Origin of the sequence: Blautia sp. AF19-10LB (genome assembly GCF_003461245.1) — a bacterium.
In the GTDB taxonomy this organism is placed as follows: Bacteria; Bacillota; Clostridia; order Lachnospirales; family Lachnospiraceae; genus Blautia_A; species Blautia_A intestinihominis.
This window is the reverse complement of the sequence record NZ_QTWS01000005.1, coordinates 124,444-138,017: the sequence shown is the minus strand read 5'-3', so window position 1 is coordinate 138,017 and position 13,574 is coordinate 124,444. Positions and strand designations below refer to the sequence as shown.

10 protein-coding genes are annotated in these 13,574 nt (G+C 46.9%); 9 read left to right on the top strand and 1 reads right to left on the bottom strand.

What is annotated here, in order from left to right; translation table 11 throughout:
- Positions 1–4: 4 nt before the first annotated feature.
- From DWX28_RS05050 to DWX28_RS05025, 6 genes are all read left to right on the top strand, one after another.
- Positions 5–790 carry an ABC transporter ATP-binding protein gene (locus DWX28_RS05050; protein WP_022215728.1) on the top strand — a complete coding sequence of 262 codons (786 nt, stop codon included), beginning with the start codon at positions 5–7 and terminating at the stop codon, positions 788–790.
- Positions 783–1,754, top strand: coding sequence for an ABC transporter ATP-binding protein (locus DWX28_RS05045; RefSeq protein ID WP_022215729.1), 972 nt, complete (start codon positions 783–785; stop codon positions 1,752–1,754). Before DWX28_RS05050 ends, DWX28_RS05045 begins: the two co-directional genes overlap by 8 nt.
- Before the next feature lie 18 nt (positions 1,755–1,772).
- Positions 1,773–3,014, top strand: coding sequence for a substrate-binding domain-containing protein (locus DWX28_RS05040; protein WP_118252050.1), 1,242 nt, complete (start codon positions 1,773–1,775; stop codon positions 3,012–3,014).
- A 360-nt stretch (positions 3,015–3,374) separates the two neighbouring features.
- On the top strand, positions 3,375–4,262 hold the full coding sequence (gene garR / locus DWX28_RS05035) for a 2-hydroxy-3-oxopropionate reductase (RefSeq protein ID WP_022215731.1): 888 nt from the start codon (positions 3,375–3,377) through the stop codon (positions 4,260–4,262).
- Positions 4,263–4,366: 104 nt separating this feature from the next.
- Entirely contained in the window at positions 4,367–6,283 is a 1,917-nt protein-coding gene (locus tag DWX28_RS05030) for a sigma 54-interacting transcriptional regulator (RefSeq protein ID WP_118252049.1), read from the top strand.
- A 12-nt stretch (positions 6,284–6,295) separates the two neighbouring features.
- Positions 6,296–7,516, top strand: coding sequence for an NAD(P)-dependent oxidoreductase (locus DWX28_RS05025; protein WP_118252048.1), 1,221 nt, complete (start codon positions 6,296–6,298; stop codon positions 7,514–7,516).
- Between the two features lie 316 nt (positions 7,517–7,832).
- Here DWX28_RS05025 and DWX28_RS05020 read toward each other — a convergent pair whose 3' ends face one another.
- Positions 7,833–8,762 carry a LysR family transcriptional regulator gene (locus DWX28_RS05020; protein ID WP_022215734.1) on the bottom strand — a complete coding sequence of 310 codons (930 nt, stop codon included), beginning with the start codon at positions 8,760–8,762 and terminating at the stop codon, positions 7,833–7,835.
- 152 nt (positions 8,763–8,914) lie between these two features.
- Here DWX28_RS05020 and garD point away from each other — a divergent pair, with 152 nt between their 5' ends.
- From garD to DWX28_RS05005, 3 genes are all read left to right on the top strand, one after another.
- Positions 8,915–10,423: a galactarate dehydratase gene (gene garD / locus DWX28_RS05015; RefSeq protein WP_118252047.1), complete on the top strand. Its 1,509-nt coding sequence runs from the start codon at positions 8,915–8,917 to the stop codon at positions 10,421–10,423.
- A 325-nt stretch (positions 10,424–10,748) separates the two neighbouring features.
- A complete protein-coding gene (locus DWX28_RS05010; protein ID WP_118252046.1) occupies positions 10,749–12,077 on the top strand; it encodes an enolase C-terminal domain-like protein in 1,329 nt (442 codons plus the stop codon).
- 73 nt (positions 12,078–12,150) lie between these two features.
- Positions 12,151–13,548, top strand: a complete 1,398-nt coding sequence (locus DWX28_RS05005) for a GntP family permease (protein WP_118252045.1) — start codon at positions 12,151–12,153, stop codon at positions 13,546–13,548.
- Positions 13,549–13,574 lie beyond the last annotated feature (26 nt).

The following is a 13,574-nucleotide window of genomic DNA, read 5'->3' as shown; positions in this document are numbered from 1 at the left end:
AAGAATGCTGGAAATTAAAGATCTGGCTGTACAGTATGGACATCATGATCCTACGATCGAGCATTTTAACCTTTCCATGAAAAAGGGTGAGATCATCAGTGTTGTAGGTGAGAGCGGAAGTGGTAAGACCACAGTGATCCGTGCCGTTCTGGGGGCTCTCCCCGGAGCGGGACAGGTTACTTCAGGAGATATCCTCTTTCACGGGGAATCTCTTCTGAAAAATTCCAAAAGCGACTGGAGAAAGATCCGTGGCAGCAAGATGTCAATGATCTTCCAGGACTGTGGCGGAACCCTGAACCCGATCCGTAAGATTGGCAGCCAATATGTAGAATATATTTGTACACATGAGGCTATGGCAAAAAAAGATGCCTGGCAGAGAGCAGTCACCATGCTTTCCAAAATGAGACTTCCGGATGCGGAAAACATCATGAACAGTTATCCGTATCAGTTATCCGGAGGTATGCGCCAGCGTGTCGGAATTGCTATGGCGATGACTTTTAACCCGGAACTTCTTCTGGCAGATGAGCCGACAAGTGCTCTGGACGTAACAACACAGGCACAGATCGTCCGTCAGATGATGGAGCTCCGCGATGATTTCGGAACAGGGATCATCATTGTTACACATAATATCGGAGTAGCAGCTTATATGGCAGATCAGCTGATCGTTATGCACCACGGCAAGGTGGTAGACCACGGAACCAGAGAAGAGGTCCTGAATAACCCGACCAGCGATTACACAAAGAAACTGCTTGATGCAGTTCCGGAAATGGAGGGAAAACGATATGTCTGAAAATCATGAGATCGTCATGCAGGCAAAGCATATTGTAAAACAGTTCCCTGCTTCCCGCGGAAGAACCCTGACTGCCTGCAATGATATCAACCTGACCATGTATAAAGGAAAGACTCTCGGGATCGTAGGAGAGAGTGGATGCGGTAAATCTACATTTGTCCGCATGGTGACTTTCCTGGAAAAACCGACCAGCGGTGAGATTCTTTATCACGGCAAAAACATCACAGGGCTTTCAAAGAAAGAAACCTGGGAAAACCGCCAGAACCTTCAGATGGTCTTCCAGGATCCGATGGCATCTTTTAACCCGAAGATGAAGATCAGGGATATTCTGACAGAGCCTCTGATGAACTACAAAAAGATCAAAAGAAACGAAAGAGATGCAAAAGCAAGAGAACTTCTCCGCATGGTAGAACTTCCGGAAGAGTTTGTAGACCGTTATCCGCACAACATGAGTGGTGGACAGCGTCAGAGGATCAGTATCGCAAGAGCACTTTCTCTGGAACCGGAGATCCTGGTCTGTGATGAAGCAACTTCTGCACTGGATGTTTCCGTACAGGAGTCTGTCATCGAGCTTCTGGTACGTCTGCAGAAAGAAAAAAATATCTGCATGATCTTTATCTGCCATGACCTGGCGCTGATCCGTTCTTTCGCGCATCAGATCGCAGTCATGTACCTGGGACATATCGTGGAAACGATTCCGGGCGAAGATGTTTCAGGAAATGCAGAACATCCATATACCAAAGCACTTGTCGGAGCACAGTTCTCTGTTCATATGGATCCAGCCAAAAAGATTGAAAGCATTGAAAGCGAAGCACCAAGTCCGCTCGATGTACCGGTAGGCTGCCCGTTCCAGAACCGCTGTGAACACTGTACGGAACAGTGCAAAAAAGAAATGCCGGAATTAAAAGAAATTGCACCGGGTCATGAAGTTGCCTGCTTTTATGTAGAAAATATCACAAAATAAACAGAAGGAGGCAAGTAGATGAAGAGAAGAATACTCACTCTGATGATGAGTGCGGCACTTATTGCCGGCACTCAGAGCACTGTATGGGCCGATGTGGAAGACTACTCAGACGGAGATGTTCATACGATCGGTGTAGTTGTATATGATCCGGACTCTGCGGAGATGGAAATGTTTGCGGACTATTACCGTGATTACATCCAGGAAGGTTTTCCTGTAAAATTTATTTTTTCAGGAAAAATTGCAGATTCTGAGGAAGAAAAGGCATTTATTGAAGAAGCCAAAGCAGAAGGTGCAGAGGGGATCATTTCTTTTGCCGGATATGCAGATGGGCTTACAAACGTTATCAAAACCTGTGAAGAAGAGGAAATCTACTATGCACTGGGTTCCAATACGGTAAGCGATGAGAACTATGAGGTCATCAAAGATAATCCATGGTACATGGGAAGCGTCGGACCGGATCTTGAGACCGTTTATCAGGCCGGCTGCGACATGACAGAGTTTTTTCTGGATAAAGATGCCAGAAACATCGTGATCATGTCAGGCGGTGCATCTTCTGGAAACAGACTTCATCAGGTAAGAACCTGGGGAATGCTGAACACTCTGGAAGAAAAAGCGGGACTTGTACTTGATGAAGATGCAGAAAAACTTTCTGCAACAGATAAAGTGACCGAACTCACAGACAAGGACGGAAATTTACACGTTACGATCTGCCCGGGATATACCGAGGGTGGAGAGGGACTTGACAATCTGGAGACCGCATTTGCGGAAGGCACCTGTGATACGCTTATGAGTGCGTTCCATGTATCTGCCTATCTGGATAAGATCTCCGATAAGGAAAAAGATCAGGACAGCAACATCATGGTCGGCGCGATCGACAGCTTTTCTGAGCAGAATTTTGAAATCTTCAAAGAAAAAGATTCTTTTGGAAATGCACCGATCGACTATGTACGCGGCAAATACGCTTCCATGGCAGGCCCGGCCTTCGCAATGATCTACAACGCGATCACCGGAACTCCGGATGTAGTCCGGGAAAACGGTGAGGCAGTACGCCTGTACCAGAATCTCTGGACTGCGAAGTCTGAGGAAGAATATGTTGAACTGTATGGGTATGCGACGGGGATTTATGAGAATGCGTATAGTTGTGATGACCTTATGCAGGTCATCGGGCAGTTTGATGTGGATGCGGATCCGCAGGGCTTTAAGGAGTTGACGGAAGCGTCTGATGTGGAGAGTGTGAAGGAGAGGATTTTTTCCAATTAAAAAATTGGGTAAAAGGGATGGAGTTTTTTGGCTCCATTCCTTTTTTTATCCCTTAAATTCGTGGGATTTATTTGCTTGGGAGCAGAGAAAACCGCGAAGGGACGTCGCCCGTCCCCTTGCCACCCCTGAGGTCTTCTTAGTCTCCCAGACAAAATAAAAGAAAAACAGAAAAAAAATTAAAAAAATGAAACAAACCTTTCATTTTTTGCAACGTTTTTATAAAACCATAAAAACCACCCCATTTTTTTGAGTCTTTTGTCAATGGAATTTTCAAATGAAGTCGGCTACAATAAGGACAGTTGAAAGATACGTAAAGAAACAACGAAATCAATATTGTAGAAGAATCAGGAGGAAATAACAATGAAAGTTGGATTTATTGGTCTTGGAATCATGGGAAAACCGATGTGCAAAAACCTCATGAAAGCAGGTTACGAAATGGTTGTAACCACACATAATAAAGAAACCCTCAAAGAAATGGAAGCACTCGGAGCCAAAACTGTAACATGCGGACGTGAAGTTGCAGAAGAAGCAGATGTGATCATCACCATGCTCCCGAACTCCCCACAGGTAAGAGAAGTTGCACTTGGCGAAGGCGGAATCATCGAGGGCGGCAAAGAAGGAAGTGTCCTGATCGACATGAGCTCCATTGATCCTACCGAGAGCAAAGCAATCTCCGCAGAGCTTGCAAAGAAAGGCATCGACATGCTGGACGCACCTGTTTCCGGTGGAGAACCGAAAGCAATCGATGGAACCATTTCTGTAATGGTTGGCGGAAAGAAAGAGACTTTTGATAAATACTATGACCTGATGATGGCTATGGCTGGTTCCGTTGTATACGTAGGACCGATCGGATCAGGAAACGTTGCAAAACTTGCAAACCAGATCATCGTTGCAGTCAACATTGCAGCAGTATCCGAAGCCCTCACCCTGGCAAAGAAAGCCGGAACAGATCCGGAGCTTGTATACCAGGCAATCCGCGGCGGACTTGCAGGATCTACAGTCCTCGATGCAAAAGCACCTATGATGATGGACAGAAACTTCAAACCGGGATTCCGTATTGAACTTCACATCAAAGACCTGAACAACGCCCTCAATGCAGGACATGCCGTAAGCGCACCGCTTCCGCTGACAGGAGAACTTATGGAGATCATGCAGGCACTCAAAGCAGACGGACACGAAAAAGAAGATCATTCCAGCATTGTAAAATTCTACGAAAAAATTGGTAATGTAACAGTTACAAGAGACTAAAATCCGGTATATAATAAGGTAAGACTTTTGCTAACCGTAAAGAAAGCCTCGACAGGTTGCCATGAGCCTGCCGGGGCTTTTTTGAGTGGAATGGAGGATCTTTTATGTCAAAAATAGCGATTTTACTTCCAAAGGAATATATGCTGGAACAGGCAAGAAATGTAATCCGGGAGGACGAACTGGATATCGACATCCTCAAAGTGATCAAGACTTCCGACTCTGTCTATGAAGCAAGACAGGCCGTAGAGCAGGGCGCGGAGGTGGTTCTTGCCCGAGGCGTGCAGGCAGCTTTTATCCGCCAGTACACAAATATTCCTGTTGCAGAACTGACACTTACAGGCCAGGAAATCGGTCTTATGATCGCCAGCGCCAAGAAAAAAGTCCCGGACAAAAAGTGCCCGCAGATCGCACTGATCGGTTTCAAAAACATGTTCAGCGATACAACTTATGCAGATGAGCTTTTTGATATCCGGCTGAAATTTTATGACATCACAGCCATTGAGCAGGCAGCAGAAAAAGTAGACCTTGCGATACAGGAAGGCGCAGATGTCCTGCTCGGCGGCGATACCGTCAATGCACTGGCGGCACAGAAAGGCATTCCGGCGCAGTTCATCGATTCCACAGAGGAGTCGATCCGTTCCGCTATCGGCGTGGCAAAAAAGATGATCCTGACTGCGGAGGCAGAGAAAAATTTTACCGCACAGTTTGAGACAGTGCTGGATAATTCATATAACGGGATTTTGGAAATTGATGAAAACAAAGAGATCATGATCGTAAACCGTGCAGGAGAAGAACTTTTTCACAAAAAAGCTTCTCAGCTTGAAGGAACTGCCCTGGAAAAAGTGATCCCGGAACTGGAACAACGGTATATCGATGACGTTCTGAGCGGAAAAAGAGATTCATTTATGACCTCGGTCTATGTGGCTGGTGTTCCGATGATGCTCACGGCAGCGCCGATCCAGTATGAAAACAAGATTCGTGGCGCGATCATTTCACTCTATCGAAATGCTTCTGTCCGAAAAAATGATGCAGATGAGCTGCATTCCTATTACCTGAAGGGCTACGTGGCGCATGCTCATTTTTCTGATATCAGGATCACTGGTAAAGAAATGGAATACTGCGTGGAACTTTCCAAAATGTACGCCCTGTCAAAGAATCCTGTGCTGATCTGTGGAGAAGACGGAACAGATAAGGAAAAACTGGCACAGTGCATCCACAACAACAGTTCCTATAAAGCGGGGCCTTTTGTTGCAGTGAATTGCAGCGGTATGACAGAACAGATGCAGGTGGACAGGCTTTTTGGAAACCCGGATGCAGAAGACGAGAGCATGAAAAAAGGGGCACTTGCGATCGGCGATCATGGAACGATCGTAATCTCTGAAATAGAAAAACTTTCACTTCTGTGCCAGTATCGTCTGTACCGTGCGATACGGTATGATTCCCTGATCCAGAATGACCTGGAGCGAAGCCAGACGCTGGATAACCGTATCATAGCGATAACGGGAGCAGATCTTTACCAGTATGTAGAGCAGGGCAGATTCCGGCAGGATCTTTATTATCTCCTGAACAGCCTTACGGTGGAGATTCCTCCGCTTCGGAAGCGCCCGCAGGATATCCGTGCGATCGTGGAGGACTGCAGGGTAAGATTTACAAAAAGATATGCAAGATTTCCAAAGATCGCAGAGGATGCGATGGAGGCACTTGCCGGATTTGGATGGCAGGGGAATGAAATCCAACTGGAGTCGTTTTGTGAAAGACTTTTTCTGACTTCACCCAAGAAGACGATCACCAGTGACTATGTATATTTTCTTCTGGACACATTGTATCCTGTAAAAGAAAGAATTTCGGAAGATGGCACAACAGTGATCTATCAGCACCCGGAGGCCGCGCGTCTGACGGAACTTCTGGAAAAACACCAGGGAAACCGTTCAGCAGTGGCGAAGGAGCTTGGAATCAGCACAACGACGTTGTGGAGACGAATGAAAAAATATGGCGTGATAAATAAATATGATCTGACGTAAGGAGGAAACGCTATGGCGATCCATATCATAGATGAGGCAAACCGCTGTCTCAATTGTAAGAAACCAAGATGTATGGAAGGATGTCCGGTGCATACACCGATCCCGCATATTATCCAGATGTTCAAGGAGCACAAGGTCATGGATGCGGGGGCGGAGCTGTTTCAGAATAATCCGATGTCTGTGATCTGCTCGATCGTGTGTGACCATGAGCAGCAGTGTGCCGGTCACTGTGTACTTGGAAAGAAAGGCAATCCGGTGCATTTTTCCAGTATTGAGAACTATATTTCGGACACTTATCTGGATCGAATGAAACTTCAGATTCCAGAAGAAAAGAAAAAACCGGTGGCAGTGATCGGGGCAGGTCCGGCAGGATTGACGGTGGCGATCATTCTGGCACAGCATGGGTATAAGGTGACGATCTTTGAGCAGCAGGACAAGATCGGCGGTATCACACGTTACGGAATCCCGGAATTCCGTCTGCCGAAATCTATCCTGGATCGTCTGGAAAAGCAGATCCTTGCGATGGGTATCCGCATCCGTCCGCATACTGCGATCGGAACAGTTCTGACGATCGATGATCTTTTCCGCGACGGATATGCAAGCGTGTTTGTTGGAACAGGAGTGTGGAAAGCACGAAACCTGGGGATTCCGGGGGAATGTCTGGCGAATGTGCATTTCGGCATTGACTATCTGGAAAATCCGGCAGCATATGATCTGGGAGAAAAAGTCGCCATTATTGGAATGGGAAATGCGGCAATGGACGTTGCGCGGACAGCTCTTCGAAACGGTGCACTGCAGGTGACATTGTATGCCCGCGGAACGCATGTAGCGGCGAACTCGCATGAAATGGCGTATGCAGAGCTGGATGGCGCACAGTTTGTCTTTGGAAAAGCGATCGAGCGCATCACGGAAACCGGCCCGGTATTCAAGACTTCGGTCATTGATGAGAATAATAAAGTCGTCGGATACGAGGAAGGCGAAGACCAGGTGGAAGCAGATTCCACGATCATCGCCATCAGCCAGGGACCAAGAAACCGCCTGATCCGCACAACAGTAGGACTGGAAGGCTCCGACAAAGGTCTCCTCATCGTAGACGAAAACGAAATGACCACCAGAGAAGGCGTCTTCGCCGCAGGAGATGTCGTACGCGGCTCCAAAACCGTCGTCCATGCCGTAGAACAGGCAAAGAAAGCGGCCGTGGCGATGATCGCGTATATGGAAAAAGAAAGTTGACTTTTACCAGGGAAAGACATATAATAAATAATAGCTAAGGAATGTGGTGAAATTCCAAGAGGCAAAACGAAAACCCCCAGAGTTGCCGCTCTGGGGGTTTTCTTGCTCGTTACGGTGAGCTATTCCGTTTAGGCTGTTGCTACCTATTGTCTACCGCTCAGCCATTTGCATATGTAATAGCTAATTACATTTGCTAACACGGTGACAAGAAGTGTGGTGAAAAAATCATCCAAGAGATACACCTCCTTTCTGCTGGAGGAGCGGCAGCAACATTATTATAACACAAAATCAGAACAAAATGTACAATCTATAAAATTTAACTCCAGAATTCTTCAGCCAGGGATATGAAATCTCTGGCTGCTTTGCTGAGATAACGTTTTTTGTGGTGACATGCCATGATGTTCCAGGAGGGTTTGCCAGGGAGAGTGAAGAATCGGATCTTGTCCTCGTGTCCACGGGCATAAAAAGCAGGAATGATGCCACAGCACATTTCAGCCCCGACCATAGTGGTGATGGTTGCATTGCTGGAGGTCTCAAAGAGTACATGAGGCTTGAAACTGGCAGATTCGAAGATGTGGTCGGTCAGATCGCGAAGCGTGGATTCTTTGTACGTGAGGACAAAAGGTTCCTCGCGAAGCGCATAAAGGTTCAGTTCGGAAATCTCACCCTCGCGAACAGGAACAGCATTTGTCCATCCTTCCTCCGGTGGTGTGGCGATCGGATGGCGGATCGGAACGGCAGCAAAAATATCCTCGGAAGCTAAAGGAATATAACTCAGAGCAGGTTTCTGCTGTTCCGGAACAAGTGTCACGAATCCCAGATCCAACTCACCGGATATCAGGAGTTCCTGCTGTTTCTGGACACTGAGTTCCCGTGGAGTGACCTGGATATTAGGATGCAGGCGGTGAAATTTCGGATACACATTAGAAAACATGGCGATCCCACGCCCAGGCGTAAAGCCAACACTGAGCTCCCCCTGCTGGATCTTCGCGAGATCATGGATCCTGTGGTAAGTATCCTTCTTAAGCAACAGCATTTCCCGTGCAGCCTTCAGATAAATCTCCCCAGCTTCCGTAGGATGCCAGTCCGTCCGCGAACGATGAAAAAGCTGCACACCGAGTTCCTTCTCAAGTTTAAGAAGCTGCTGGTTAAGCGCAGACTGCGTGATATAAAGCTTTTCCGCTGCACGGGTGATGTTGTTTTCTTCCGCGATTGCTACAATATATTGTATTTGACGTAAATCCATTGTGGGTACCTCCTTACCTCCATTCTACCCCAATCCCCTCCACATTCCAATATGTAAATTAGAAAAATTAAGAGAACTATAACTACAATGAATTTTACTTATACAACCTCCTGCGTTATAATAACCTCAACAAAGCAAAGGAGGAATCCAAAATGTCACTGCTAGTAAAAATAAACCAGTCTGACAACGTAGCCATCGCTGTTCAGCCACTGAGCGCAGGATCAGAAGTGGAAGGCATCCACATCAACCAGGACATCCCGCAGGCACACAAAGTCGCACTGGCTGACATTCCAAAAGGAAGCCCGGTCATCCGCTACGGCGTGATCCTCGGATACGCCATGAACCCGATCAAACGCGGCGACTGGATCAACGAATTCATGCTCGAACTCCCAACCCCGCCATCCGTAGATGACATGGAGTTCGGCAAAAACATCGTCACAGACCTGCCTGAACCGCCGGTAACTACCTTCGAAGGATATGCAAATCCAGACGGCGGCTACGCAGGAACCAGAAACATCCTCGGGATCAGCACCACCGTACAGTGCGTAACAGGAGTACTGAATGTCGCAGTAAAGAAAATGAAAGAAGAACTTCTTCCAAAATATCCAAACGTAGACGACATCGTCCCGATCAACCACGCATACGGCTGCGGCGTTGCCATCAACGCACCTGAGGCAAAAGTCCCGATCCGTGCACTCAGAAATCTCGCCAAACATCCAAACTTCGGCGGACAGCTCATGGTAGTCGGACTTGGCTGTGAGAAATTCACTGTACAGATGCTCCTCGATGAAGCCGATATTACACCTGAAAATGTCATTATTCTCCAGGAACAGAAAGGCTTCGATGCCATGGTTGACGCCCTCATGAAAATGGCAGACAAAAAACTCGCGATCCTCAACGAAAGAAAACGAGAAACACTTCCATTATCCAAACTCTGCATCGGTATGCAGTGCGGTGGAAGCGATGCATTCTCCGGCGTGACTGCAAACCCATCCGCAGGATATGCGGCAGACATGCTGGTAAAAGGCGGCGCAACCGTTATGTTCTCCGAAGTAACAGAAGTACGTGACGGAGTACATTACCTTGCAGAACGCTGCGTCAGCGCAGAAGTAAGAGACAAACTTGCAGCAGAAATGCGCTGGTACGATCATTACCTTGCAGAAGGAAACGTAGACAGAAGCGCTAACCCGACCCCGGGAAACAAAAAAGGCGGACTCTGCAACATCGTAGAAAAAGCCATGGGCTCCATTGCAAAATCAGGAAGCTCACCGATCGTGGAAGTACTTTCCCCGGCAGAAAAACCAACCAAACACGGTCTTATCTATGCAGCGACACCGGCAAGCGATATCGTCTGCGGTCCATGCCAGCTTGCATCAGGAATCACTCTGCAGGTATTTATGACAGGCCGCGGAACTCCATATGGACTCGCAGCAGCTCCGGTCATCAAAGTCTGTTCAAGAAATGAAATGAAAGCCATGTGGCAGGATCTGATCGATGTCAACGCCGGTCCGATCGCAACAGGCGAAGCAACGATCCAGGAAATCGGAACCCAGCTGTTCAACAAGATCATCGCGGTTGCAAGCGGAAAGGATCAGTCCTTCGCAGAGAAATACAAACTCCACAACGACCTCTGCATCTTCAACCCGGCACCGATCACCTGATATCCAGGTTTCAAAATTTCAACTGCATCTCATGCCTGCATGTGTATGCAGTTGAAGTTATAAATATCAAGCGACCTGCTTTTTTTTTACCTTAAATTGCAGAAAATCCTGTATTTTACGCAATGCATGAAACAAAATGCGATTAAAATGAAACATATCATTTCAAAAACCGCAACATTAACGAAAGCATAAAAATCATAAGAACCTTCTTGGGTATTCTGCGAATTGAACAAAAAGCCAGAATGTATATAATAAAATACATACAAAACAAACAAAGAAAAACATTGAGGCCGCAATGATTTCGAATATTCTAGGAGGAAGAAAAATGATACCTGTTGTAGAAAAAATGGAAGTTTTCCCGGTAGCCGGACATGACTGTATGGAATTAAACCTTTCCGGCGCACATGCACCTTACTTTACAAGAAACATCGTGATCCTGACAGATTCCAACGGAGTAGAAGGTGTTGGAGAAGTTCCGGGAGGAGAGAAGATCACAAATGCACTTGAGCAGGTAAAAGACCTGGTGATCGGAACAAGCATTGCAGATTACAAACAGACGCTCAACAAGGTTCGTAAATGGCTGGATGAAAATATCAAAGATGACGTGCGTGGCTTACAGACATTCGACCTTCGTACCGGAGTACATGTAGTAACAGCAATCGAAGCACCTCTGCTTGACCTTCTCGGAAAATTCCTTGATGTGCCGGCAGCAGCTCTGATGGGTGATGGAATCCAGAGAGAAAGAGTACAGTTCTTAAGCTACCTCTTCTACATTGGAGACCGCAAAAAAACAGATCTTCCGTACGAAGAAGAACCAGATGCAGAATGCGACTGGTACCGTCTCCGTCACGAAGAAGCCCTTACACCAGAAGCAATCGTAGCACTTGCAAAAGCGACCCATGAAAAATACGGCTTCGTAGATTTCAAGCTTAAAGGCGGCGTACTTGCACCGAAGGAAGAACTCAAAGCAGTTCAGGCGATCAAAAAAGCATTCCCGGATGCAAGAGTTGATCTCGACCCGAACGGCTGCTGGAGCCTCAAAGAAGCACTGGAGATTGCTCCACAGCTCAAAGAATGTCTTGCTTACTGTGAAGACCCATGCGGCGCAGAAAACGGATTCTCCGGACGTGAAGTTATGGCAGAGTTCAGACAGCTCTCCGGAATGCCGACAGCAACCAACATGATCAACACAGACTGGCGCCAGATGCATCACTGCCTGTCCCTGCAGAGCGTAGATATTCCGCTTGCAGACCCGCATTTCTGGACTATGAACGGTTCCGTTCGAGTAGGTCAGATGTGCAACGATTTCGGCATGATGTGGGGATGTCATTCCAATAATCACTTCGATGTCAGCCTTGCAATGGTCGTACAGTGTGCAGCAGCAATCCCAGGAAAGATGAACGGAATCGACACACACTGGATCTGGCAGGAAGGACGCGAGCGTCTCACAAAACAGCCGATGAAAATCGTTGACGGATGCATTGATCTTCCGAAAAAAGGTGGACTTGGAATCGAAGTTGACCGCGAACAGGTTCTCAAAGCACACAAACTTTACATGGACAACTGTCTGGGAGCACGTGACGATGCAAAAGGCATGCAGTATCTGATCCCGGGATGGAAATTCGATAACAAGCGTCCGTGTCTCGTAAGATAAGATTTTATCAGCAAAATAGGTTACCTTAAAAACTTTAGTGAATGAATATATGGAAAGAGTATGAGGAAAAAACATGTCTGAATCAACAAGAATGTTATTAGGACTGGCATTAGGAATCATCGTAATGATCGTCCTGGTAATGAAAACAAAAGTACATTCCTTCATGGCCCTTCTGATCGCAGCCATGATCACAGGAATCATCGGCGGAATGCCGATCTCAGATATTACCCTCGCTGACGGCACAACTCAGACTGGTCTGATCACAGCCATTCAGGAAGGATTTGGAAGCACATTAAAGAGCACCGGTATCATCATCGGTCTTGGCGTTATGATGGGCGGTATCCTGGAGAAATCCGGAGCTGCCGAAAAAATGGCATACAGCTTTATCAAACTGATCGGTCAGAAAAACGAAGAATGGGCACTGGCGATCACAGGATGGTTCATTTCCATTCCGGTATTTGCAGACTCCGCGATCGTAATTTTTGCACCTCTTTGCAAAGCAATGTCCAAAGTAACCGGTAAATCTGTAGTTGGACTTGCACTTTCACTGGCAGTTGGTCTTCAGCTGACACACTGTCTGGTACCTCCGACACCTGGTCCGCTGACTGCAGCCGGAATGTTCAATGTCGATGTAGGCCAGATGATCATCGGTGGTGCACTGATCTCCATTCCGATGCTGATCGTAGTAGTTTTTTACACAAAATGGATCGGAAAGAAAATCTATCAGGTTCCGAACGATGAAGGTGGATTTGACAGAAAAGAATTCAAACAGGAATACATCAAATCCATGGATGAACTCAATGCAATGATGGATGCAAAACCACTCCCGGGCTTCTGGGTATCTGTAGCACCGATCTTTGTTCCGATCATCCTGATCCTTCTCAAAACTGTACTTGGTTTTGTTGGTATCAGCAACAGCGTAGTTGATTTCCTTGGTTCTCCGATCGTAGCACTTGGAATCGGTACACTTCTTGCAATCTACGGACTTGTTCCGAAGGAAGATAACAAAGCTGTTCTCAAGATGATGGATGACGCTATCAAAGATACCGGTATCATCATGCTGATCACAGGTGCCGGCGGATCTCTTGGAAACGTTGTAAAAGTAAGCGGTATCGGTACTGCACTTGGTGAAATGGTTACATCCTGGGCACTTCCGGCAGTTCTGATCCCGTTCATCATTGCAGCACTTATGAGGATCGCTCTCGGATCTGCAACCGTTGCAATCACAACAGCAGCATCCCTGACAGCACCACTTATGAGTGTTTTAAGCATCAGCCCGCTTCTTATGTCCCTTTCCTGCTGCGTAGGTGCGATTTCATTCTCCTACTTCAATGACAGTGGATTCTGGGTATTCAACGGAATGTTCGGACTGACAGAACTGAAAGACCAGGTTCGATGCAAGACGGCCGTATCGATGATCATGTCGGGCGTTGGTGTACTGGAACTGCTTATCGCACAGTTCTTTATCTAAAATCAATGAACAAAAATTAAAACATA

Excerpts from the sequence above, each read along its gene's own strand:
- DWX28_RS05050 (WP_022215728.1), top strand. The coding sequence starts at position 5 with ATGCTGGAAATTAAAGATCTGGCTGTACAGTATGGACATCATGATCCT.
- DWX28_RS05045 (WP_022215729.1), top strand. The coding sequence starts at position 783 with ATGTCTGAAAATCATGAGATCGTCATGCAGGCAAAGCATATTGTAAAA.
- DWX28_RS05040 (WP_118252050.1), top strand. The coding sequence starts at position 1,773 with ATGAAGAGAAGAATACTCACTCTGATGATGAGTGCGGCACTTATTGCC.
- garR (WP_022215731.1), top strand. The coding sequence starts at position 3,375 with ATGAAAGTTGGATTTATTGGTCTTGGAATCATGGGAAAACCGATGTGC.
- DWX28_RS05030 (WP_118252049.1), top strand. The coding sequence starts at position 4,367 with ATGTCAAAAATAGCGATTTTACTTCCAAAGGAATATATGCTGGAACAG.
- DWX28_RS05025 (WP_118252048.1), top strand. The coding sequence starts at position 6,296 with ATGGCGATCCATATCATAGATGAGGCAAACCGCTGTCTCAATTGTAAG.
- DWX28_RS05020 (WP_022215734.1), bottom strand. The coding sequence starts at position 8,762 with ATGGATTTACGTCAAATACAATATATTGTAGCAATCGCGGAAGAAAAC.
- garD (WP_118252047.1), top strand. The coding sequence starts at position 8,915 with ATGTCACTGCTAGTAAAAATAAACCAGTCTGACAACGTAGCCATCGCT.
- DWX28_RS05010 (WP_118252046.1), top strand. The coding sequence starts at position 10,749 with ATGATACCTGTTGTAGAAAAAATGGAAGTTTTCCCGGTAGCCGGACAT.
- DWX28_RS05005 (WP_118252045.1), top strand. The coding sequence starts at position 12,151 with ATGTCTGAATCAACAAGAATGTTATTAGGACTGGCATTAGGAATCATC.